Annotated in this window: 23 protein-coding genes and 2 tRNA genes; 11 read left to right on the plus strand and 14 right to left on the minus strand. The window is 22.0% G+C overall.

What is annotated here, in order from left to right:
• The first annotated feature begins 3 nt into the window (after nt 1-3).
• The gene (locus H0H76_RS02475; RefSeq protein ID WP_185855453.1) at nt 4-867 is read left to right on the plus strand and encodes a sigma-70 family RNA polymerase sigma factor; all 864 of its coding nucleotides are present in this window, start codon (nt 4-6) and stop codon (nt 865-867) included.
• 43 nt (nt 868-910) lie between these two features.
• Here the strand turns inward: H0H76_RS02475 and H0H76_RS02480 are convergent.
• From H0H76_RS02480 to H0H76_RS02490, 3 genes are all read right to left on the minus strand, one after another.
• Nucleotides 911-984, minus strand: a tRNA-Arg gene (locus H0H76_RS02480).
• Between the two features lie 37 nt (nt 985-1,021).
• On the minus strand, nt 1,022-1,780 hold the full coding sequence (tpiA, locus tag H0H76_RS02485; protein ID WP_185855454.1) for a triose-phosphate isomerase: 759 nt from the start codon (nt 1,778-1,780) through the stop codon (nt 1,022-1,024).
• Nucleotides 1,777-2,262, minus strand: a complete 486-nt coding sequence (locus tag H0H76_RS02490) for a nucleotide modification associated domain-containing protein (protein WP_185855455.1) — start codon at nt 2,260-2,262, stop codon at nt 1,777-1,779. Before H0H76_RS02490 ends, tpiA begins: the two co-directional genes overlap by 4 nt.
• A gap of 92 nt (nt 2,263-2,354) precedes the next feature.
• Here H0H76_RS02490 and folP point away from each other — a divergent pair, with 92 nt between their 5' ends.
• The 5 genes from folP to H0H76_RS02515 all read left to right on the plus strand — a co-directional run bounded on the left by folP (nt 2,355) and on the right by H0H76_RS02515 (nt 7,656).
• Nucleotides 2,355-3,188: a dihydropteroate synthase gene (gene folP, locus H0H76_RS02495; RefSeq protein WP_185855456.1), complete on the plus strand. Its 834-nt coding sequence runs from the start codon at nt 2,355-2,357 to the stop codon at nt 3,186-3,188.
• Nucleotides 3,189-3,416: 228 nt separating this feature from the next.
• Entirely contained in the window at nt 3,417-4,022 is a 606-nt protein-coding gene (locus H0H76_RS02500; RefSeq protein ID WP_238783872.1) for a diadenylate cyclase, read from the plus strand.
• Between the two features lie 12 nt (nt 4,023-4,034).
• Nucleotides 4,035-5,348, plus strand: coding sequence for a UDP-N-acetylmuramoyl-tripeptide--D-alanyl-D-alanine ligase (locus H0H76_RS02505; RefSeq protein ID WP_185855457.1), 1,314 nt, complete (start codon nt 4,035-4,037; stop codon nt 5,346-5,348).
• A gap of 73 nt (nt 5,349-5,421) precedes the next feature.
• Nucleotides 5,422-6,414, plus strand: a complete 993-nt coding sequence (gene pdhA / locus H0H76_RS02510; RefSeq protein ID WP_185855458.1) for a pyruvate dehydrogenase (acetyl-transferring) E1 component subunit alpha — start codon at nt 5,422-5,424, stop codon at nt 6,412-6,414.
• A 48-nt stretch (nt 6,415-6,462) separates the two neighbouring features.
• Nucleotides 6,463-7,656: a dihydrolipoamide acetyltransferase family protein gene (locus H0H76_RS02515; RefSeq protein WP_185855459.1), complete on the plus strand. Its 1,194-nt coding sequence runs from the start codon at nt 6,463-6,465 to the stop codon at nt 7,654-7,656.
• On the opposite strand, the gene H0H76_RS02895 is transcribed toward H0H76_RS02515, so the two are convergent.
• Both H0H76_RS02895 and H0H76_RS02900 read right to left on the minus strand, forming a co-directional pair.
• Nucleotides 7,648-7,980, minus strand: a complete 333-nt coding sequence (locus tag H0H76_RS02895) for a TerC family protein (protein WP_262887053.1) — start codon at nt 7,978-7,980, stop codon at nt 7,648-7,650. The two genes, H0H76_RS02515 and H0H76_RS02895, sit on opposite strands and share 9 nt — an antisense overlap.
• 43 nt (nt 7,981-8,023) lie before the next feature.
• Nucleotides 8,024-8,353, minus strand: coding sequence for a TerC family protein (locus tag H0H76_RS02900; protein WP_262887054.1), 330 nt, complete (start codon nt 8,351-8,353; stop codon nt 8,024-8,026).
• 145 nt (nt 8,354-8,498) lie between these two features.
• On the opposite strand from H0H76_RS02900, the gene H0H76_RS02525 reads away from it, so the two are divergent.
• Nucleotides 8,499-8,744 carry a Sec-independent protein translocase subunit TatA/TatB gene (locus tag H0H76_RS02525; protein WP_185855460.1) on the plus strand — a complete coding sequence of 82 codons (246 nt, stop codon included), beginning with the start codon at nt 8,499-8,501 and terminating at the stop codon, nt 8,742-8,744.
• Nucleotides 8,745-8,750: 6 nt separating this feature from the next.
• Here the strand turns inward: H0H76_RS02525 and H0H76_RS02530 are convergent, their stop codons facing one another.
• Nucleotides 8,751-10,880 carry a SurA N-terminal domain-containing protein gene (locus tag H0H76_RS02530; protein WP_185855461.1) on the minus strand — a complete coding sequence of 710 codons (2,130 nt, stop codon included), beginning with the start codon at nt 10,878-10,880 and terminating at the stop codon, nt 8,751-8,753.
• Complete coding sequence (locus H0H76_RS02535) at nt 10,877-12,187, minus strand: hemolysin family protein (protein ID WP_262887055.1); 1,311 nt, start codon at nt 12,185-12,187, stop codon at nt 10,877-10,879. The genes H0H76_RS02530 and H0H76_RS02535 overlap by 4 nt, the downstream gene beginning before the upstream one ends.
• 203 nt (nt 12,188-12,390) lie before the next feature.
• Here H0H76_RS02535 and H0H76_RS02540 point away from each other — a divergent pair.
• Nucleotides 12,391-12,463, plus strand: a tRNA-Phe gene (locus tag H0H76_RS02540).
• Nucleotides 12,464-12,524: 61 nt separating this feature from the next.
• Here H0H76_RS02540 and H0H76_RS02545 read toward each other — a convergent pair.
• From H0H76_RS02545 to H0H76_RS02555, 3 genes are all read right to left on the minus strand, one after another.
• Complete coding sequence (locus tag H0H76_RS02545; protein WP_185855463.1) at nt 12,525-15,182, minus strand: BamA/OMP85 family outer membrane protein; 2,658 nt, start codon at nt 15,180-15,182, stop codon at nt 12,525-12,527.
• A gap of 10 nt (nt 15,183-15,192) precedes the next feature.
• The gene (locus tag H0H76_RS02550) at nt 15,193-15,924 is read right to left on the minus strand and encodes an isoprenyl transferase (protein ID WP_185855464.1); all 732 of its coding nucleotides are present in this window, start codon (nt 15,922-15,924) and stop codon (nt 15,193-15,195) included.
• Nucleotides 15,925-15,988: 64 nt separating this feature from the next.
• Nucleotides 15,989-16,879 carry an NAD kinase gene (locus H0H76_RS02555; protein ID WP_185855465.1) on the minus strand — a complete coding sequence of 297 codons (891 nt, stop codon included), beginning with the start codon at nt 16,877-16,879 and terminating at the stop codon, nt 15,989-15,991.
• Between H0H76_RS02555 and H0H76_RS02560 the strand changes: the two genes are divergently transcribed.
• From H0H76_RS02560 to H0H76_RS02570, 3 genes are read left to right on the plus strand one after another with little or no spacing between them, the layout of a single operon-like run.
• Nucleotides 16,878-17,882: a mevalonate kinase family protein gene (locus tag H0H76_RS02560; protein ID WP_238783873.1), complete on the plus strand. Its 1,005-nt coding sequence runs from the start codon at nt 16,878-16,880 to the stop codon at nt 17,880-17,882. The two genes, H0H76_RS02555 and H0H76_RS02560, sit on opposite strands and share 2 nt — an antisense overlap.
• 16 nt (nt 17,883-17,898) lie before the next feature.
• Nucleotides 17,899-18,642: a pseudouridine synthase gene (locus H0H76_RS02565; protein ID WP_185855466.1), complete on the plus strand. Its 744-nt coding sequence runs from the start codon at nt 17,899-17,901 to the stop codon at nt 18,640-18,642.
• Nucleotides 18,617-19,048 (plus strand): type II 3-dehydroquinate dehydratase, encoded by a 432-nt coding sequence (locus tag H0H76_RS02570; RefSeq protein WP_185855467.1) that lies wholly within the window; start codon nt 18,617-18,619, stop codon nt 19,046-19,048. Before H0H76_RS02565 ends, H0H76_RS02570 begins: the two co-directional genes overlap by 26 nt.
• Here the strand turns inward: H0H76_RS02570 and yihA are convergent.
• From yihA to fabF, 4 genes are read right to left on the minus strand one after another with little or no spacing between them, the layout of a single operon-like run.
• A complete protein-coding gene (gene yihA / locus H0H76_RS02575) occupies nt 19,015-19,647 on the minus strand; it encodes a ribosome biogenesis GTP-binding protein YihA/YsxC (RefSeq protein ID WP_185855468.1) in 633 nt (210 codons plus the stop codon). The two genes, H0H76_RS02570 and yihA, sit on opposite strands and share 34 nt — an antisense overlap.
• Nucleotides 19,622-20,401 carry an alpha/beta fold hydrolase gene (locus H0H76_RS02580; protein ID WP_185855469.1) on the minus strand — a complete coding sequence of 260 codons (780 nt, stop codon included), beginning with the start codon at nt 20,399-20,401 and terminating at the stop codon, nt 19,622-19,624. Before H0H76_RS02580 ends, yihA begins: the two co-directional genes overlap by 26 nt.
• A 10-nt stretch (nt 20,402-20,411) precedes the next feature.
• Entirely contained in the window at nt 20,412-21,137 is a 726-nt protein-coding gene (locus tag H0H76_RS02585; protein ID WP_185855470.1) for a ribonuclease III family protein, read from the minus strand.
• Between the two features lie 6 nt (nt 21,138-21,143).
• Nucleotides 21,144-22,403, minus strand: a complete 1,260-nt coding sequence (gene fabF / locus H0H76_RS02590; protein WP_185855471.1) for a beta-ketoacyl-ACP synthase II — start codon at nt 22,401-22,403, stop codon at nt 21,144-21,146.
• Nucleotides 22,404-22,426 lie beyond the last annotated feature (23 nt).

Raw genomic sequence — 22,426 nt, forward strand, 5'->3', positions numbered from 1 at the left:
TATATGAGACAGCTTAAAATCACCAAACAAGTAACAAATAGGGAATCTGAATCATTAGATAAATATCTTCATGAAATAGGAAAAATTCCGTTATTAACACCAGAAGAAGAAGTAGAATATGCTAGAAGAGCAAGAGGAGGAGATACTTCTTCTATAAACAAATTAGTAAACGCAAATTTACGTTTTGTTGTATCTGTTGCAAAACAATATCAAAATCAAGGACTTAGTTTGTGTGATTTAATTAATGAAGGAAATTTAGGATTAATAAAAGGAATTTTACGTTTTGACGAAACAAGAGGATTTAAATGTATATCTTATGTTGTATGGTGGATAAGACAAGCTATACTACAAGCGATAGCAGAACAGTCACGTTCTATTCGACAACCAACAAATAAATTAGCATTATTAAACAAAATATTAAAAACATTAGCTCAACTAGAACAAGAATTACAAAGGACCCCTTCTATAAGGGAAGTTGCAGAATATTTAAACATGAATGAAAAAGAAGTAGAAGATTCTATAAAGAATTCAGGTAGACATGTTTCTATGGATGCTCCACTAATAGAAGGTGAAGATTCTAATCTATACGATTTGGTAAGATCAGATGAATCTCCAAGACCAGATGAACATTTAGAAAGAGAATCCTTAAGAAAGGATATAAAAAGAATTTTAGAAACTTTAAGTGAAAGAGAACGTCGTGTAATTATTCTTCATTTTGGTTTAAACGGTACTCCTCCAATGACATTAGAGGAAGTTGGACAATTTTGTGATTTGACTAGAGAAAGAGTAAGACAAATAGAAAGTATTGCTTTAAAAAGATTGAAACATTCTTCTAGAAGTAATATACTTAAACCTTATTTAGGTTAATATTAATATATAAACTGTAATGTAAAACTTAAAAAAAAAATAAAGGCCTCGAAGGGATTCGAACCCATAACCTTCTGATCCGTAATCAGATGCTCTGTCCAATTAAGCTACGAGGCCAAACCTAAAAATAACATAAATATACAATTAGATATACTTATGATAATAAGATATTTAAAAATTTTGAAAATTCAAGAGAAGAATTCCCTATTAAACCTCCGTCAACATCTTCTTGTGAAAAAAAATTTTTTGCATTTATGTCATTTATACTTCCTCCATACAAAATTTGTAATTTATCAGAAACATGTTTTCCATATTTTTCTAAAAACAAAAAACGTATAAAATAATGCATAGATTGGACCTCTTTTGGAGTAGCTGTGATTCCAGTCCCTATTGCCCATACTGGTTCATATGCAATACATAAAAATTTAATTTCATTAGTAGTAAATTTAAAAATTGTTTTGGATAATTGTTTTTTTATAACAATAAAATGTTTATTATTACTTCTTTCATCATATGTTTCTCCAACACAGAAAATAATATAAAATTTATGTTTCAATGCTATCTTTATTTTACTTAACAATATTTCTTCTGTTTCAGAAAATATAATTCTTCTTTCACTATGTCCAAGTATAATTTTATTAATACCTATAGATTCTAACATATGTGCGGATACTTCCCCTGTATATGCACCTTTATCCATATGATGAAAATTTTGAGCTGCAATATTTATATTTGATCCTTTAACAATTTTATTTGAAATATGTAAAAAAGGAAAAGAAGGAGCAATAATTATCTTTTTTTTATGATTAATTTTTTTATCCAAATTAATTTTTAGTAAATTTCTAATAAAACTAATTGTATCGTTAAAATCATAATTCATCTTCCAATTTGCTATTATAATCTTTTCTTTCATTTTTTATTTTCTAATAATTTTAGTGTTCCTTTTAGGATAATTAAAAGAACTTTTTTTAATTTTTCATATGAAAAAAAAATTTCCTTGTGATTTTTTAAATATGAAATTTCTTTAAAAAGATCCTCTATAGAGGAAAATTTTTTTTTATATAAATTATTTTTCATACAATTTTTTATTACTTCAACCTTTTTATTGTATAAATTAATTATATTATTATGATTAATAACTTTTTCCATTTGTTTTTTCTTTACATATAACTTTATTAAAAGTATTATAATATAGTTAATAATATCAATGTAAGTATCTATTATTTCCTCTTCTATTACCGATTGTGATTTTTTGATTTTAATGTTTTTTATTCTAAAAATTTTTATAAAAATTTGATCTATAATAGAATTTTCTTTTAAAAATATCCAAGATAAATCATAATCTTCCAATTTTTCTAAAAACAATTTTTTACATTTTTCAAAAATTAAATCCATAAAAAAAATAAAAACTTATATAAATACAAAAAGATAATATAATTACATTACATATTAAATTAAATGCATTAAAAAATAATATACATAATTCTATGACAATTAATTGTTCAGGAACTATATTAGATTTAAAAACACCAAAAGTAATGGGTATAGTGAATTTAACCCCAGATTCTTTTTATGATGGTGGAAATCTAAAAAATGAACGTGATATATTAAAACATGTAGAACTTTTATTAAAAGAAGGAGCAGATATTATAGATATTGGAGGATGTTCTACAAGACCTGGATCTACAATAATAACAAAAGAAGAAGAATTAAAAAGAGTAGAAAAACCCATTATAAGCATTATAAAAAATTTTTCAAATATTAAAATATCAATAGATACTTTTAGAAGTGAAGTTGCAAAAATGGCTTTAAACGAAGGAGCAGTAATGATAAACGATATATCAGGTGGAATTTTAGATAATAATATGTTTTCTTTATTAGAAAAATTTAAAATTCCCTATGTATTAAATCATATGAAAGTATTTCCTAAAATTATGCAAAAATATATATCGTATAACCAAAATATAATTATAGAAATTAATCACTTTTTTTCAAAAAAAATACACTATTTAAAAAAACATGGCATAAATGATATTATTTTAGATCCTGGATTCGGTTTTGGAAAAACATTAAAACAAAATTTAACATTGTTAAAATATTTACAATTATTGGGTTTTCAAGATTATTTAATATTAATAGGTGTATCTAGAAAATCTATGATTAAAAAAATATTAAATATTTCTTATGAAGAATCATTAAATGGAACTTCAATTATTCATACTATATCTATTTTAAAAGGAATAAAATTTTTTAGAGTACATGATGTTAAAGAAGCTATAGAATGCATAAAATTAATAGAATACTATAAATTTCTTGATTAAAAAATTTTAATATTATTATTTAAACTTATACATATTATACATAAACATACATGTTAGTTAGTTAATGTTAATTTATTTTTATATTTTTTTTAAATTTATTTCATTGATATTTTTTTATATATTCCCTTAGTAACTATTATACTTTTTCAGTTATATATATTATAAAATAATATTAATTATAGTGTTTTTGCAATTTTTACTTTATGAAAAGTATTGGAGATTTATGAAATGAAATTTCTTAGCATAGTTGTATTTACTTTTTTTAAAGGAGTAATTTTAGCTTTAATTATTGTATTTCAACCAGAAATAAGAAAATTTTTTCTTCTACTAGTAAGTAGAATTTTTTTTAAAAAATTTATTATTTCTATTTTTAAAAGATCTGTAGTATCTATAAAAACGAAAACAATAGATAGTATTGTAAAATCTTGTTCTATATTTTCTGGAGATAAAACAGGAGTATTAATTGTAATTCAACTACATCAAGATTTAAAAGATTTTATTCAAAATGGAGATGAAATGGATGCAAAGATAAATATACCTATATTAGAAAGTATATTTTACAAAAATAGTCCATTACATGATGGAGCTGTAGTTATTATAGAAAATAAAATAATAAAAACCAGAGCTATTCTTCCTGTATCTTACAATAAAGAAATTCCATCCCGTCTAGGTCTACGTCATAGAGCAGCTATTGGATTATCTGAAAAAACTGACGCTATATGTATTGTAGTTTCAGAAGAAACAGGATACATATCTTACATAAAAGATAAAAAAAGAACTATTATTACTAATATTAATAATTTAAAGATGAAATTAGAAAAAGATTTGTTATAAAATACTTATATCATGGATTTCAAAAAAATATATGAAATATATAGTATTATTTCTACTGGAATAGTAACAAATAGTAAAAAAGCAAGAAAAGGATCTATTTTTATAGCTTTTAAAGGAAAAAAACTAGATGGAAATAAGTTTGTTTCAGAAGCAATTTTAAATGGAGCAATACTAGCTATAATGGATAATAAAAAATATTTTTCTACATCTTGTAATAAAATGATCCTTGTAAATAACACATTACATTTTTTGCAAAAATTAGCAATTTATCACAGATACAAAAATAATCATATTCCAATTATAGCTATTGTAGGCAGCAATGGAAAAACAACTACAAAAGAATTACTACATAAAATTTTTGCAAAAAAATATAAAAATGTTCATTCCACTAAAAAAAATTATAACAATCATATAGGAGTACCACTAACTATACTTTCTATGCCTAAAAAAACACAAATATCAGTTATAGAAATTGGAGCTAATCATGAAAAGGAAATAGAAAAGATGTGTAGGATAGTTAATCCAGATTATGGATATATTACAAATTTTGGAAAAGCACATTTAGAAGGATTTCATGATTTTATAGGAATTATACGTAGTAAATTAGAATTATATAAATATTTAGAAAATTCAAATAAATTAGCTTTTGTAAATGGTGATGATACTATTCAATTATCTAATTGTATAAATTTAAAAAAATTTATTTTTTCATCAGAAAAAATAAATATAAATCCCGATGTAAAATTTAAATATTTATGGAATTACAAAGGCCTAAAATCTGTATTATTAATTGGAAATACAAAAATTATTTCTCCTCTTATAGGAGATTATAATTTGTATAACATGGCTGCATCAGTTACTATTGGTATTTATTTTAAAATTTCTATTAACATAATAAAAAAAGCAATAGAAGAATACATTCCAAAAAATTATCGTTCTCAAATTTTTGAAAAAAAAGATAAAAAGATAATTGTAGATTGTTATAACGCTAATCCAACAAGCATGATAAAAGCTCTTAGATTTTTTAATAATAATATTGAAGGAAGAAAAGCTATTATACTAGGAGATATGTTAGAACTAGGACGTTTTTCAAATGAAGAACATGAAAAAATTATTAGTTTTGTAGAGAAAAGTAATATTGAGATTGCATTTTTGATTGGAAATAATTTTTTTTATACCAAAAAAAATTATACTAAAATAAAAAAATTTTTGAATGTTAAAATGTTTGCTGACTGTGTACTAAAACATCCTATAAAAAGTGTAGATTTTATTCTTATTAAAGGATCAAGAAAAATAAAACTGGAAAAAATCATTTATTTAATATAAAAATTATTCTTTGCAGATTTATATATGAAAGATTAAATTTGTAAACAATTAATATTTCATAAAAGCATTCTGAATGAAAGAAATAACCGAAAAAACTTATTTAAAGTGGTTTCGAGATATGTCTTTTTGGAGAAAATTTGAAGATAAATGTCGGTCGTTATATTTAAAACGAAAAATAAGAGGTTTTTTACATTTATATAACGGACAAGAAGCAATTCCAGCTGGATTAACTCATGCTATGGATATGTCTCAAGATAACATGATTACTGCTTATAGATGTCATATATTACCTATCTCAATGGGTGTAGATCCTAGAATAATTATGGCAGAACTTCTAGGAAAAAAAACTGGAACTTCTAATGGAATTGGAGGATCTATGCATATATTTAGCAAAAAATATAGATTTTATGGTGGGCATGGAATTGTTGGTGGACAAATTCCATTAGGTGCTGGAATTGCTTTTGCTGACAAATATTTTAGAAGGAAATCAGTTACTATAACTATTATGGGAGATGGTGCAGTTAGACAAGGAGTCTTGCATGAAACTTTTAATATGGCTATGATATGGAAATTACCTGTTGTATTTATCTGTGAAAATAATAAATATGCAATGGGAACTTCTGTAAAAAGAAGTGCAAATGTAGAAGAAATATATAAAATTGGGTTAAACTACGGAATGCCATCTTATCCAATAGATGGAATGAATCCAGAAAAAATAGCAAAATCAGCATTTAATGCAATAGAGAGAGCTAGAAATGGAAATGGAGCAACTTTTTTAGATATAAAAACCTACAGATATAGAGGCCATTCTATGTCAGATTCAGAATCATATAGAAGTAAAGAGGAAATTAATTTTTTTAAAAAAAAAGATCCCATTTTAAGTTTAAAAAATTTAATTATTAAAAAAAAATGGGAAACTGTAGAAAATTTGAATATTATAGAAAATGAAGTAAGAGAAAAAGTTGATTCTTGTGTAGAATTTGCAGAAAAATCTGATTATCCATCTTTACAAGATATGTATGATGTTGTTTACGATGAAAAAAGTTATCCTTTTTTAGATTTCTAATACTTAATTAGTTTTTTATTCATAACATATAAAAAAAATATTTTAATAATGGCAGAAATAATATCTATGCCCCAATTAAGTGATACAATGGAAGAGGGGACAGTAATTAAATGGAATAAAAAAGTAGGAGATACAGTATCGGAAGGTGATATATTAGCTGAAATAGAAACAGACAAAGCAATTCAAGATTTTGAAGTTGATGTTAGCGGAATTTTGTTATTTATTGGAGTTAAAGAAGGTGAACGAACTCGTGTAAATGATATATTAGCAATTGTTGGAAAAAAAGGAGAAGACATAAATAATATAATTTTAAAATCATCATCGGAAAAAACAGAAAAAAAAGATACTGATACTCAAAAAATAGAAAAAAATAATAATAAAGAAGAAAAAAATGAATATTGTGATGATAAAAAAAATGAAAAAAGAAAATTTATTTCTCCTTTAGCAAAAAAAATGGCTAAAAGTAGTGGAATATCTTTGAAAAATATAAAAATAGGCAGTGGAGAATATGGAAGAATAATAAAAAAAGATATAGAACTTCAAAAAAATAAACAATTTTATGAAAATAGAATAACTCATACATCAATGAGAAAAAAAATAGCAGCTCATTTGACTTTTTCTAAATTTTCTGCACCACATTATTACTTATTTAGTGAAATTTTAGTAGATAATCTGGTAGATATAAGAAAAAATATAAATAATAAAATTTCTTTAGAAGAAAAAATATCTTTTAATGATTTTATTATAAAAGCGGCTGCTCAATCTTTAAAAAAAAATACAAATATGAATATTTCTTGGAATGAAGAAGAAATATTAATTCACAAATCAATTAATATAGGATTTGCTGTAGCAATAAAAGATGGGTTAATAGTTCCAGTTATTAAAAATGCAGATCAAAAATCTATTTTACAAATATCTAAAGAAGTAAAAAACAAAATTTTGCATTCAAAATCTAGAATAATTAAAAAAGAAGAACTGGAAAATAGTACTTTTACTATTTCAAACTTAGGAATGTATGGAATAGATTGTTTTACCTCTATTATAAATATACCAAATTCATCTATTTTATCTATTGGTTCAATAACAAAACGTCCTATTATAAAAAATTCTAAAATAGAGATAGGATATACTATGAAGATAACTTTATCTTGCGATCACAGAATTATAGATGGAGCAACAGGAAGTAACTATATTCATACTTTAAAAGGATTTTTAGAAGATCCTATTACAATATTAATTTGATTTTCTAATAACTTTTTTTTTTATAAATGAAAAAAAAATTGGAAATATAAATAACACAAATGTAAATACATGAAAAATAATATCTAATGATAAATTTTTTGTATGTACTTTAAAAAAAGAAAAAATAAGTTTTATTCCAAGAATAATTATTACAAAAAATATTGAATTATTTAATTCCGGAAACTTTTTTACTAATTGTATAAAAAATTTAGCAATTAATTTAATAGATAAAATACCCGTAAATATTCCAAAAAATATTAATAAATAGTTATCAGATAATGCAACTGAAGCAAATATATTATCAATAGAGAAGGCCAAATCCATTATTACTATAGTTAATAATACTTTAAAAAAAGATCTTTTTTTATTACTCCTTATAATTTTTTTTTTTTTTTAAAAAATGACTAATTCCAATAAATATTAAATATATACCACCCAATAATTTCAACCAATACATTTTAATTAATATAGACATAAATAAAAAACATATTACTCTGAAAAAATAAGCTCCAATAATTCCATATTTTATAGCAATTTTTCTATGTTTATCTTTTAAACTTACAATTATAGATGACAACATAATTGCATTATCTATAGATAAAATACTTTCAATTAAAAATAAATTTCCTATAATAAATAAAGATAAAATAGGATTTTCAATAATTTCTTTTATATTTTTTTCTAAAAAATAAATCATTATAATTAATTATTATATAAAATTTTTGCGTAAAAAACACATAAAAAAAATAAAGAATAATAATTCATTGATACTTATGTTTTTTTTACTGAAAAAAAAATCACTATAATTATATATTATATAAAATTTTTTTTAAAATAAAAATATGAAAAATTTTCTATTTATTAGTATTGAAGAAAGCTTTTTGATAATTCTTATTGCTATTATTATTTTTGGACCAAAAAAAATTCCAAATATAGCTAGGGGATTAGGAGAAGGAATTAGATATTTAAAGGAAGCTAAAAATCAAATACAAAAAGAAATTTACAAGGATTCACCTACTATAAACAACAATAGTAACATAAATAAAAATAAAAAAAAACCATACTTTTCTATAAAAAGGAATAAATAATTATATTTATTTTCTATATATTTTAACTTTTGTTTTTTCAAATAAAAACGGTTCAAATTTATCTAAAACAATTTTTTTTAAATAATTATCTAAAATTTTTTTTTTAGATTCTATATTTTGTTGTTTTACATGTGTAAAAAAACGTTTTAAAGGTCTAACAAAATAGACTCCTCTTATTCCAAATATAGGATAAGATGTTTTATATAATTTTGAAGAAAAAATAGATCCAATAACTTTTGGCTCTTTACAATTTTCAATAATAGAATTATAAAAATTTAATTCACAATGTTTGTGAATTTTTTTAGAAAAAAAATTAGAAATTTCTTCTAAGTTTTTAGATTTAAATTTTTCTAAAAAAATTTTTTTTATCTTTTTATTTAAAATAATTGGACCTATATCATTTTTAATTTTTTCAATATAAATTCCTTTTTCTTTTTTTCCAAATAAATAAACTATAATATTATCTTTATTATTATTATTTGCAGTAAAAATTTTTAAATTTACTTTTTTTCTTTCCTTACTAAAAGCCCAATCAATTATTTCTTTGTCTATTTCAGTATTTAATCCTACAATATTCCATTGGTTTTTTTTAATTTTTTTAAAAAATATTGTTTCAAATTTTTCCTTTCTAGCATTATTTACAAATGTATTTAAATTAGAATTTTCATTGTTTTTAATAAAAATATTTATTTTTTTTTGTATATAATCTTTAGTATATTTAGATGGATTAAGAGTTTTAATTATAATAGCAAATTGATAAGCAGTTTCTGGTTGTTTTTTATCATCAATTTTTATAACATGATATCCCAATTTTGTTTCAGTAATACCTATTGTTCCTTTTTTGTTCTTTGAAGAAAAAAGATCAAATGTTCCAATAGATTTTTTACCTTCATAACTTATCCAACCTAAACTCCCTTTATATTTTTTTGCATTAATAATATCATCTGATTTATTAACAGCAAAAAAATTAAATTTATTGGGATTTTTTAATAAAAAATTATATACATTATTTGCAATAATTTTAGCCTCTTTTTTATTTCTTTTGTTATAAGAATATTGAGCATCTTTATGTGAAATTAATATATGACTGGCTAAAACAGAATTAAAAATAGTTTTTTTCCCAGTTAGTTTAGCTATAACGTAAATATTATTTTCCTTTACTGGACCAAACATAGATCCAATATCTTTATTTTTTCTTACAAAATATTGTAATGATGAAGGTAGTTGACGTTTAAAATAAAAATTAGTATCAAAAGATTTTTCTAATTTATTCTTATTAGAATATAAAATAGGATCATAATTAGTATTTTTTAATTTAAAAAATATTTCTTTTATTTTTTTATTCATATTTTTTTCATCATTTTTAGATGGGTAAGTATGAGATATAGCAATACTTATAACTCTTGTATCACATTCTTTTTTAGATTTATATTTATAAATATTTTTATTAATATAATTATAAATATCATTTTCTCTAAAAAATATGTTATATCTATTTTCTATTTCTGAATATGGTATTAAAATATAATCAACAACAGAAAAAAATCTTTTATCTCTATCATTAAGTTCATATTCTATTGGAGAAGAATTTAATCCATGTTTCAACATTTCCATATATTTATTTGCAAGAATTTTACTGTTTATATTATTTTTTTCATAATTCCAAATACTTTTTTCTTGTTCTATACCATTCTTTATATTTATAAATGGATCTTTTAATTTTTTTAAGTAAGTTTGGAATTTATTTATGTCCATATTTCCATATATATTTTGAAAATCCAATATTTTACTATATATAGATTTTTTTGAAATTTGTTCCCAAAAATCTTTATCTGTATTTTTTATTCCTAAATCTTTAATTTTTTTATTCCACATTTTTTCTCGTATTAATAACTTCCATGCATTATTTTTTAGTACAGAATCTAAATTTTCTTTATTAAAACTTTTTAAAAATTGAATACAATCATAATATTGATTATCATAAATATTTTCTCCATTAACTTTTCCAACTACTTTACGATTTTCTAATAAAAATTTACCTAAATGACTAGTATCAAATATAATAAATAACAAAAAAATACTAATAACAAAAAAAATTATCCATGTATTATTTCTTATTTTTCCTAAAATACTCATTTATAAAATTTTTTTTTAAGACAAACTTCTTCTATTTTATTTTTAGAAACTTTTCTTATTTCAATAAGTAAATTATTATTAATTGTAATTCTATCTCTATATTTAGGAATCTTTCCCAGATAATATACTATTAACCCTCCTAAAGTTTCATAATTTTCAGATTTAGGAATTTCTAAGTTGTATTTATTGTTAATAAAATCTATTTTTAAACGTGCAGAAAATAAAAATTCATTAAAACTTATTTTTTTATCTAAAAATAAAATTTCATCATGTTCATCCTTTATATCTCCAAGAAATTCTTCTAAAATATCCTCTATAGTAATCAATCCTGCAGTCCCACCATATTCATCTATAACAATTGCCATACTTATTTTTTTTTTAATTAAAATATCCATTATTTTTCTTACAGGAGTATTAGTATAAACCAGTTCTATGGGTCTAATTAAAGAATTTAAATCATCTTTTTTTTTCAATATTATTTCTAAATAATGAATATATCCTATAATATTATCTATACTATTTTTATAAATTACAATTTTAGATAATCCACTATTTGTAAAAATATTTTTAATTTTATCAATAGAAAAAAGATTAATATCGTAAGATATAATTTCTTTTCTAGGGACCATACATACTTTTGCTTTTTTTCCGTAAAAATCTAAAGCTTTATGAAAAATTTCAATTTGAGATTCTATAATTCCTGTTTCATTAACATTATTTTTTATTTTTTCTGATAAAAAGTAAATCAAGTCATTTTTATCAAAAATTTTTTTATTGTACTTTTCTTTTTCTCCTAATATTTTTAAAAATATATTGGAAATATAAAAAATAGAATTAGTTATGGGAGAAATAATTATACATATAACATAAGCTGGGATAATAAATAAATTCAATAATTCATTAGAATACACACTAAATATAACTTTTGGAATAAATTCTCCAATTATTAAAATAATAACGGTTGAAAAAAATGTTTCTAAGAAAAAAACAAATAAAGAATTATTAGATAATTCTTTTGGAAAAAAATGAAAAAATAATTTTTCCATATATATGCTATATATAACTAAAGATATAGTATTTCCAATTAACATTGCAGTTAAAAATTTTTTAGGATTTTTTATACTTATAGCAAGTATTTTTGAACGAAGAGAATCCTTTTTTTTATCTATTTCTATTTGAAATAAACTAGAAGATATAAATGCCATTTCCATTCCAGAAAAAAAAGAAGAAACAATCATTGAAAAAATAACTATACAAATATAAATAGTAACATTATTTAATTTTAATATTAATAGGTAATTTTCCACTTATATTTTTTAATTAAACTTTTTTTTAATAATAAAATATTTCTATTTCACATTATTATTATTTAATGTTTTTTTAACTAACCTAGTATAAAATAGATATAGTAATGTGTTATATAATAAAAATAAAATTAGTTTAATTGCATAAATATATAAAAAACAATTTTTTTCAATTTACTACTTCTTATGTATTTTTGTTTAGAATAGGTATCTTAGCTCAGTAGGTAGAGCAAAGGACTGAAAATCCTTGTGTCCCCGGTTCGATTCCGGGAGATACCATTTTTATTGATTAAAAAAAAACGAAAAAATTATTAATTATTGATGATAAGTAATAATAACCTTATGATCTGCTTATGAAGAAATTTGTTTTCCATTTTGAATAATAAGGATTTGAATCATTCTTAATATCAATAGGATAACCAATATCTACACCTAAAATTCCTATAGGTTTCCAAAAAATACGAATTCCAAATCCAATAGATTTATTCAGAGCAAACCATTTGAATACTTTATTAGTATTAGATGAAGATAACTTATCTAAACTACCTCCTTCAATAAAAAAATTTGTCCATATTTTCATATCAGATAAATTTTTTATTAAATATCTTGTTTCTAAAATAAATTTCTTATAAAAATTTCCTCCAGAATATGGTGTTATATATTTAGTTTTTGATTTTGGAAAAGAATATCCACGAAGAGAAATATGATTGTCAGAATCTTTTGCTTCTGTTCCACCCATATAGAATCTTTGAAATGGTAATAAAAGTTCTTCTTCTCTTAATTTATATGGTAATATACATCCCATTTTTCCTTCTAATTTTAATACTAAATCTTTAACAATTTCTTTATACCAGTCATATTGAACTTTAAATTTAAAATATTCCAACCACCGTTTATCTTCAGTAGTTTCTTTATAAATATTGCTACTGTTATTATTATATTTATCCTTTTTTTTACTATTATAAATCATAGAATACGGAAAAGAAAACTCACTATCAAAAATAAAATTTTGCCCTTCTAATGGAAAAATGTCATTAGGTTTAGTAGTATCTTTTTGTACTAAAAAAGTAGTACTTAAATTATTAAAATCATATTTATAATTATTATGATTAAAAGTCTTATATATATATTTTTCTCCATTAACAGATATTGACATACTAGTATAAGGATATAAATGGTTTAGCCATTTATATAAAAGAATTGACCCAAATTTTTTTTGAAAAATGTATTTTTCTCCAAAAAAAATATTTAAAGGTTTATTTGAATATAATGAATAATGATCCATTATCAAATCTTTAGTTGAATATCCAGTATTTACAGTGAGTGATACTGGATTTTTTTCATTAATGCAAGGTTCTGAAAAAGAAATTCCATATGATCTAGAATATTTTCCTAATTGACTATATATACTCAATTTTTGTCCATCTCCTTGAGGAATAGGATTCCAATATTTCCAATCCATAAGATTTTTAATAGAAAAATTATTAAAATTGAATCTTAATTTTCCAATGAATTCTCTAATGTTTTCTCTTTCTCCTCCTAATCCAAACTGAAATTGAAATTCATTTACACTTTTTTCTTTTACATTCCATATTATATTTACAGTGTTGTTATCAGTGTTATTATTATCATGTATAAATTTGAAAGATATATCATCAAATAAATCTAATTCTTCTAAATTACTAATACTTTCCTTTATTTTTTCAGGAGAAAAAATATCTCCGGTAAAAGTCTTTAATTTCCTTCTAATAACATAATCTTTTGTAATCTTATTTCCTGTTATTTTTATTTCTTTTAAATAAATAGGTTTATCTTCCTCTATTATAATATCTAAATCAATTTTATTACAATCTAGTTTCTTTTTTTCCATAGAAAAAACTTTAGAAAATAAGTTACCTAATCTTAAATAAGAATAAACGATACTAGAAGAAGATGATAAAGAAGTATTAAATATATTTTTCATTATTTGTTCTCTATCATAAACATCTCCCTCTTTATAATAAAGAACATTTTTTAAAAAACTATCATCTAGAATATTATTTCCATAAATATTTACTTTTCCAAGATAATATTTTTTTCCTTCATCAATCTTTATTTTTATTCCATAATTTCCAGACGGTTTTTTCCAAATAGAATTTAAAAATACGTCAACATATCTAAAACCCAAAGATTGGTAATTTTTCTTTATATTTTTTATATCTTTTTTTATATTATCCTCAATGAAAACATAAATTGGTTTTTTTACCATAGGTATGAAAAAACTCTCTTTTACTTCATTCATAAAATCTAGTAATTCATTATCACTAAATATTTTATTTCCTTCAAATACTATTTCTTCTATCTCTATTTTTTTTCCTTTATTAATGACAAAATGTAATATATTTCTATTATTTATATTTTTGATAATGTTATTTGATTTTATAAATGCTTCATTGTAACCTTTCTTTTCGTAATCATCTATTATTTCATTTTTTATATCTTGTATATCATTATAAGATATTTTATATCCAGGATAAATCATTTTTTTTCCAAAAAGTAAATAATTATTTTCTTTCATTTTTCCATCATTATCATTTTCATATTCATCTATTTTTACTTCATCTATCTCTATTAAATCATATAAACAAAAAAATAAATCAATTTCTTTTTCGTTATTATACTTATTTTCCTTATATATTGATATATTGTTAAATAGTTTTTTATTCCACAAATTAATAATAGCCATATCTATATTACTTTGGTTTATAGTGTCTCCAATATATATTCCAGATATTTTAGATATAAAATCTATATCGTATTTAGTTTTTCCAATTAAACGTATATTTTTCACAATGAAATTTTTATTAGAAAAATCATCATCTGTTTTTTGTACATAATGTTCCTTATTATAATCTTTAGTCTCTGTAATCTCTGTTGCTTTAGATAACATATTCCATTTATGAAAAATTATTACAACAAAAAAACATAATAAAAATTTTGAAAATATTTTATTTTTCATGTATAAAAAATTATTTTACATTACCAAAACGTCTATCTCTTTTCTGATAATTTATAATAGCTTTGAAAAAATCTTTTTTACGAAAATCAGGCCATAAAATCTTAGTAAAATATAATTCTGCATAAGCAGATTGCCAAAGAAGAAAATTACTAATTCTTTTTTCTCCACTAGTTCTTATAATTAAATCTACATCTGGTAAATCTTTTGTATATAAATGATCTTTAAAAAAAGAAGAATTTAAATCTCTTAGTGATGACTCATTATTGCATACTTTTTTTACAATTTTTTTTGTAGCTCTTAAAATTTCTTCTCTAGAACCATAACTTAATGCTAATATAAGTGTTCCAGATGTATTATTTTTTGTTTTATTTACAAAAAAATTAAGATCATCTTGTATTGTTTTAGAAAATTTTTTTATTTCTCCTATAGTGATAATTTTTAAATTATTTTCATGTATTTCTTCTAAGCTACTTTTTAAATTACTATGAAACAAATTCATTAATTTATCTATTTCTTTTTTAGGTCTCATCCAATTTTCAGAAGAAAATACATATAAAGTAATATAAGGAATTCCTAATTCTTTACAAGCGTTCAAAGATTCTCTAACAGATTTCAGAGAACTTTTATATCCAAATGACCTTAATCTTCCTCTTTTTTTAGCCCACCTACCACTTCCGTCCATAATAATAGCTACATGATGTGGAATGTTTTTATTATCTATTTTTTCTAATAGTTTTTTCATTTTTTATAAAAATGAACATTCTTACCTTATATTATATTATACAAATATAAATTATCTTGGTAATTTAATTTCTCTTATCCATTCCCCACAGTAATTTTTCTCTCAATGTTTTAAAATATGTATTTTTTTTTTCTTGTAAAATATATATATAAAATGGAGCTTTTTTTATATATAATTCATTTTCTTCTTTTAAAGAAGTTAATCTAGTATCCATAGATAAAGAATAAAATTTTACTCTACTATGTATTTTTAATCGTATTTCTTTGTTGTCTGATATGACTATTGGACGGGAAAAAAGATTATGTGGAGCTATAGGTGTAATAACAAAATTTTTATTTTCAGGACTAATAATTGGCCCGCCACAACTTAAAGAATATCCAGTAGATCCAGTTGGAGTAGAAATAATTAATCCATCGGCCCAATAAGAAGTTAAAAATTCGTTATCAATATAAACATCGATAGTTATCATAGATACTGTTTCTTTTCTAAGAATAACTATCTCATTTAAAGCATAATTAAATAAATTGTCTTTTTTTTTTTTTGTTATAGAAGTTTCTAAACAAAGCAAACTTCTAGGCATTACATAAAATTTTTTTTCAAAAATTTTATCTATTTTTTTTATAAAAACATCCTTATTAAAAGTTGCTAAAAATCCTAAATTACCTGTATTTACTCCTACTATAGGAATATTAGTATCTCTTACTAAAGTAATAGCAGACAATATTGTCCCATCTCCACCAAAAGTAAACATCAAACAAAAATCTTTAGTTAGATCTTTATAGTTAGAAAAAATAGGAAATTTTAATTGTTTAAATTCATCAAAAAAATATAATATTTCAGAAAATGATTCTTCTATATAAATCTCTACAGAACGGTTTAATGCATATTCTATAAACTGTGTTAAATATTCAATATTCTTTTTTATAAATTTTTGTCCATATATAGCAATTTTCATGTTAATTTTTATTAGTAAAAAAATAAAAAAAATTTTTTCTATTCTTTTATTTAAATTTACATATGATATGAAAACAACAATATATTATCCTGCAAAAATATTATTATTTGGAGAATATGGTATAATAAAAGATTATCCAGCATTATCAATACCATACAAAGTATACAAAGGAAATTTAAAATTAAATTTACATTTTAATAACGAACCTTTATTTTTAAATTCAAATAAAGAAATAAGAAAATATTATAACTTTATATGTTTAGAAAAAGAAAAAAAAAATAAATTGTATTTTGCAAAATGCAATCTAGAAAAATTTTTTCAAGATATAAAAAATGGAATATTTTTTAAATCAAACATTCCTATAAAATACGGAATTGGAAGTTCTGGAGCTTTAGTTGCAGCAATATATGATAATTATTTTAAAAAACATAAAACCCATAACTTAGTAATTTTAAAAAAAATTTTTAGTTATATGGAATCTTTCTTTCATGGAATAAGTTCTGGAATGGATCCTTTAATTTGCTATTTGAATAAACCTTTACTTTTTTCATATAAAGAAATATCAATAATGAAAATTCCTAAAAATAACAAAAAAGGAAAAGGAGCAATTTTTTTACTAAACTCTGGATTTCCATGTAATACTATATGTATGATAAATATTTTTATAAAAAAATTTAAACGTTTACAATTCCAAAGAATATTAAAATATGAATTTTCAAAATATAATGAAAAATGTATTGAACATTTATTAACATCAGATTTTGAAAATTTATTAAAAAATGTTAAAAAACTTTCTATTTGGATACTACATCATTTACAATCCATGATTCCGAAAAATCTTTTGAAAATATGGAAAGAAGGAATATATAATAATATTCATTATTTTAAATTATGTGGATCTGGTGGAGGAGGATATATGTTAGGATTTTCTCCTAATTATAAATTATCAAAAAAAATATTAATTCAATATAAATATAAAGTAAAAGAAGTTTTACGATTTTAAATATTTTATTTTTTTAATGAAAAAAATAAGATTAAACCACTATATTTCTTTATCTGGAATTTCATCACGTAGAAAAGCAGATAAACTAATTAAATTAGGACTTGTAGAAGTTAATGGGAAAATAATTACCAAATTAGGAACTGTTATTAATAATAATGATCTTGTTAAACTAAATGGAGAAAAAATACAAATAGAAGAAAAAGTTTATTTATTAATTAACAAACCTAAAGGATTTGTTACTACTACAAAAGATCAATTAAATAGAAAAACAGTAATGAGTTTAATTCCAAATCATTTAAAAAAATATAAATTATTCCCTGTTGGTAGGTTAGATAGGAATACAACGGGGATGTTACTTATTACAAATGATGGAACAATAACTGAAAAATTAACTCATCCAAAATATCATGTACAAAAAATTTACTGTGTATTATTAAATAAACAAATTAGTTCGGATGAATTGGAAAAAATTAGAAAAGGAGAAATATATCTTAAAGAAGGAAGAGTAAAAGTAAATTTCATACGTGTAAAAAGAAATAAAAAAAAAATAGAAATAGGATTATGTGTAGGATGGAATAGAATAGTAAAAAGAATATTCAAAAAATTAAATTACAAAGTAATACACCTAGACAGAATAAACTTTGGAGGATTTACTAAAAAATTTATTAAAAGAGGAATCTGGATGCAGGTTAGTCATAAAAAAATTAAAGAAATTTTAGAAAAAAATTTTTTATATGAAAAAAAAAATAACTATAATTAATGGTCCTAATCTAAATCTTCTCGGAATTAGAGAAATAGATTTATATGGATCAGAAAACTTCTTTGACTTTCTAGAAAAAATAAAAAAAAAAAAATATTTTTCAAACATAGAAATTGATTACTATCAAAATAATTGTGAAGGAAAGATTATAAATAAATTACATAATATAGGGTTCAAAAAATCAAACGGAATTATTTTAAATGCTGGAGCATATACTCATACTTCTATAGGAATTTCAGATGCTATTAAAACTATTATAACTCCTGTAATAGAAATACATATATCCAACATTTATGCAAGAGAAAATTTTAGAAAAAAATCATTTATATCACACGTTTGTAAAGGGACAATTTTTGGATTTGGTTTAAAATCCTATGAACTAGGAATACTTAGTTTTTGTTTATAATTAATTTTATTCAATTCTTCTATATATTTAATTATATTTTTTTTTCCAAATTTATTCTTTGCAGATATTACAAAATACTTATGTATTTTTATTTTTTTATTTTTTAATTTGTTTAAACAAAAAAAAATACTTTCTTCTACCTTTTTTTTTGATCTTAATTTGTCAACTTTAGTAAAAACAACACAAAATTTTACATTTTTATTCATAATAATTTTTATGAAAAAAAAATCAATTTTCTGTATTGATACATTACAATCTATTAATAAAAATAAACAAGTAATTTTTTTTCTATAAAGGATATAATTTATCATTAGTTTTTGATTTTTTTTTATACCTTTTTTTCTATATGAATAACCATAACCAGGAAGATCAATAAAATACCATTTATTATTTATTAAAAAGAAATTTATATATTTTGTTTTTCCAGGTAGTGAAGAAACTTTTGCTATTCTCTTTTGATTAGTTAAATAATTTATTAAACTAGATTTTCCTACATTTGATCTACCTACAAAAGCATATTCTTCAACTTTATTTTTCATGGTCAATAGCCTATAAATACTAATAACACTTTCTTTAAATTTTACAGAAGTAATTTTCATTATTTAAGTTTAATTTAGATAGCCAATCCTCCAATATTTTAATGAATATTTCTGGATGTTCCATCATAGGAACATGCCCGCACTTATCTATCCAATAGAGTTCTGATTTTGGTAATAATCTGTGAAATAATCTTGCTACTTCTGGTGGAGTAACATGATCCTGTTTACCCCAAATTAAACAAATAGGTTGAGTAATCATAGATAAATCTCTAGACATATTATATTTAATAGAACTTTTAGCAAGATATAAAGTTCTTATTACTTTTTTTTTATCATTAACAATATTAAAAACTTCATCTACTAATTCTTTTGTAGCTATTTTTGGATCATAAAATACTTCTTGAGATTTTTTTTTAATATATTCATAATTTTCTCTCTTAGGAAAATTGTATCCAATAGATTTTTCAAATAAACCAGAACTACCTGTTAATACAACTGAATGTACTAAATCTAATCTTTTTTTTGCTACAATTAAAGCAACATGTCCTCCTAAAGAATTTCCAATTAGAGTAACTTTTCTAACTTTTATTCTTACTAAGAATTCCATTATATATTTAGATAAATTAGAAATATTTGTTAATAATAAAGGCATTTTATAAAGAGGTAAAGATGGAAAAATTACTTTGTAACCTTTTTTTGGAAAAAAGTCTAAAATATATTTAAAATTACTTAATCCCCCCATTAATCCATGAAGCAATATTAAAGGATGACCATATCCTTTTGTTATATAAGAAAATTTTTTTTGATTAAGCATAATCTTTTATTTAAAGATTTTTTATATTTTTTTTATTAATAATAATAAAATACGCTTTTTTTGCTGCCATTTCTTCTGATTTTTTTTTTGATGGACCTCTCCCCTTAGTAATAAGGTCATATTCTGTTATCTTAAATTCAGACAAATAAATAATTCTATTTTTTTCTTTTTCTTCTCTAAAAGTGTTAAAATTTATCAAAAATTTTCTTTTTTGACACCATTCTATTATCCAGACTTTATAACTAAAAATTTCATTTTGCAATTTTACTATATTTACATGATCATGTATAATTTTTTTATGAACAAATTCTTTACATCCTTGATATCCAACTTCTAAATATATAAATCCTATTAAAGCTTCTAATGTATTCCCCAATACATTATTCTCGTATATAACAGTTTTATCGAAAAATATATCTGTAATAGTTAATTTTTTAGAAAGTTTATTTAAATTTTTTCTACACACTATTTTTGACCGTATTTGTGTCAATTCACCTTCTTCTTTTTCCGGTAACTTTTCACACAAAAAATGTGAGATTATAGTGTTTAAGACAGAATCTCCTAGAAATTCTAATCTTTGGAAGTTTACAGAATAACTTTTATTTAAATTTCTTTTTTTTGCAGAAAAATTATATATAAATGTTTCTTTTAAAGAATCTATATTTTTTGGAGAAAAACCTAATATTTTCTTTAATTTTTTAACTAAAGTAGGATCTTTACTTTTTTTTTTTAACATTATTAGTCAAATAACATTTATTTTTTTAAATAAAATACAAACATTATGACCTCCAAATCCAAATGAATTGCACATGCTAATTGATACTTTTTTTTTAATGTATTTATTTGGAGTAAACTTTATTTTAGAATCTATATTTTTGTCTATGTTAAATAAATTAATAGTTGGAGGAATTATTTCTTTTGTCAAAGGAAGAATAGACGCTATTGCTTCTATAGCTCCTGCCGCTCCTAACAAATGTCCAGTCATAGATTTTGTAGAATTAATATCTATATTATAAATGTTATTAGAAAAAACTTTTTTCATAGCTTTTACTTCTGCAATATCTCCTAATTTAGTAGAAGTTCCATGTGAATTAATATGATCTACTTCTCCTGGTTTAATTCCAGAATCTTTTATAGCTGATTTCATAGCTAAAATAATTCCTTTTCCTTCTGGATGTGGCGCTGTAATATGATAAGCATCTCCAGACATACCTACTCCTATTACTTCAGCATATATATATGCTCCTCTATCTTTAGCATGTTCATACTCTTCAAGAAGTATACACCCTGCTCCTTCTCCTAATACAAAACCATCTCTATCCTTATCAAAAGGTCTAGATGCAGTTTTATATTCATTATTTTTAATAGACAATGCATGAATAGCATTAAACCCACCAATTCCACTTTGCGTAATAGCTGCTTCTGATCCTCCAGAAATAATTACATCTGCTTTATTTAAACATATTAAATGATAAGCATCAACTATGGCATTAGAAGAAGATGCACAAGAAGAAACGGTTGCATAATTAGGCCCCTGTATTCCATAGTTAATGGAAATAATTCCAGCTGTAATATCTATCAACATTTTAGGGATAAAAAATGGACTAAACCTAGGATAGTTACTTCTGTTTATATGATCAGATATTGATTCCTCTAAATTTAGTAATCCACCTATTCCTGAACCCCAAATTACTCCAATTCTATCTTTTTTTTCATTAGAAAAATTAATTTTACTATTCTTTATAGCTTCTTCAGATGCCACTATACCATATTGAGAACATGGATCTAACTTTTTAAGTTCTTTTTTACTAAAAAAAATATTAGGATCATAATTTTTCAATTCACAAGCAAATTTTGTTTTATATTTTTTAGTATCGAAATAAGTAATAGGTGCAGATCCACTTTTACCATTTATAAGAGAACTCCAATATTCTTTAATATTATTTCCTATTGGAGTTATTGCTCCAATACCTGTTACTACTACTCTTTTTAATTTATCCATATTTTATTGTTACATAATAACAG

It is taken from the genome of Blattabacterium cuenoti (genome assembly GCF_014251275.1).
Taxonomy (GTDB): Bacteria; Bacteroidota; Bacteroidia; order Flavobacteriales; family Blattabacteriaceae; genus Blattabacterium; species Blattabacterium cuenoti_AG.

Coding starts and splice junctions, on each gene's coding strand:
- H0H76_RS02475 (WP_185855453.1), top strand. CDS start 4: ATGAGACAGCTTAAAATCACCAAACAAGTAACAAATAGGGAATCTGAA.
- tpiA (WP_185855454.1), bottom strand. CDS start 1,780: ATGAAAGAAAAGATTATAATAGCAAATTGGAAGATGAATTATGATTTT.
- H0H76_RS02490 (WP_185855455.1), bottom strand. CDS start 2,262: ATGGATTTAATTTTTGAAAAATGTAAAAAATTGTTTTTAGAAAAATTG.
- folP (WP_185855456.1), top strand. CDS start 2,355: ATGACAATTAATTGTTCAGGAACTATATTAGATTTAAAAACACCAAAA.
- H0H76_RS02500 (WP_238783872.1), top strand. CDS start 3,417: ATGAAATTTCTTAGCATAGTTGTATTTACTTTTTTTAAAGGAGTAATT.
- H0H76_RS02505 (WP_185855457.1), top strand. CDS start 4,035: ATGGATTTCAAAAAAATATATGAAATATATAGTATTATTTCTACTGGA.
- pdhA (WP_185855458.1), top strand. CDS start 5,422: ATGAAAGAAATAACCGAAAAAACTTATTTAAAGTGGTTTCGAGATATG.
- H0H76_RS02515 (WP_185855459.1), top strand. CDS start 6,463: ATGGCAGAAATAATATCTATGCCCCAATTAAGTGATACAATGGAAGAG.
- H0H76_RS02895 (WP_262887053.1), bottom strand. CDS start 7,980: ATGGATTTGGCCTTCTCTATTGATAATATATTTGCTTCAGTTGCATTA.
- H0H76_RS02900 (WP_262887054.1), bottom strand. CDS start 8,353: ATGATTTATTTTTTAGAAAAAAATATAAAAGAAATTATTGAAAATCCT.
- H0H76_RS02525 (WP_185855460.1), top strand. CDS start 8,499: ATGAAAAATTTTCTATTTATTAGTATTGAAGAAAGCTTTTTGATAATT.
- H0H76_RS02530 (WP_185855461.1), bottom strand. CDS start 10,880: ATGAGTATTTTAGGAAAAATAAGAAATAATACATGGATAATTTTTTTT.
- H0H76_RS02545 (WP_185855463.1), bottom strand. CDS start 15,182: ATGAAAAATAAAATATTTTCAAAATTTTTATTATGTTTTTTTGTTGTA.
- H0H76_RS02550 (WP_185855464.1), bottom strand. CDS start 15,924: ATGAAAAAACTATTAGAAAAAATAGATAATAAAAACATTCCACATCAT.
- H0H76_RS02560 (WP_238783873.1), top strand. CDS start 16,878: ATGTTAATTTTTATTAGTAAAAAAATAAAAAAAATTTTTTCTATTCTT.
- H0H76_RS02555 (WP_185855465.1), bottom strand. CDS start 16,879: ATGAAAATTGCTATATATGGACAAAAATTTATAAAAAAGAATATTGAA.
- H0H76_RS02565 (WP_185855466.1), top strand. CDS start 17,899: ATGAAAAAAATAAGATTAAACCACTATATTTCTTTATCTGGAATTTCA.
- H0H76_RS02570 (WP_185855467.1), top strand. CDS start 18,617: ATGAAAAAAAAAATAACTATAATTAATGGTCCTAATCTAAATCTTCTC.
- yihA (WP_185855468.1), bottom strand. CDS start 19,647: ATGAAAATTACTTCTGTAAAATTTAAAGAAAGTGTTATTAGTATTTAT.
- H0H76_RS02580 (WP_185855469.1), bottom strand. CDS start 20,401: ATGCTTAATCAAAAAAAATTTTCTTATATAACAAAAGGATATGGTCAT.
- H0H76_RS02585 (WP_185855470.1), bottom strand. CDS start 21,137: ATGTTAAAAAAAAAAAGTAAAGATCCTACTTTAGTTAAAAAATTAAAG.
- fabF (WP_185855471.1), bottom strand. CDS start 22,403: ATGGATAAATTAAAAAGAGTAGTAGTAACAGGTATTGGAGCAATAACT.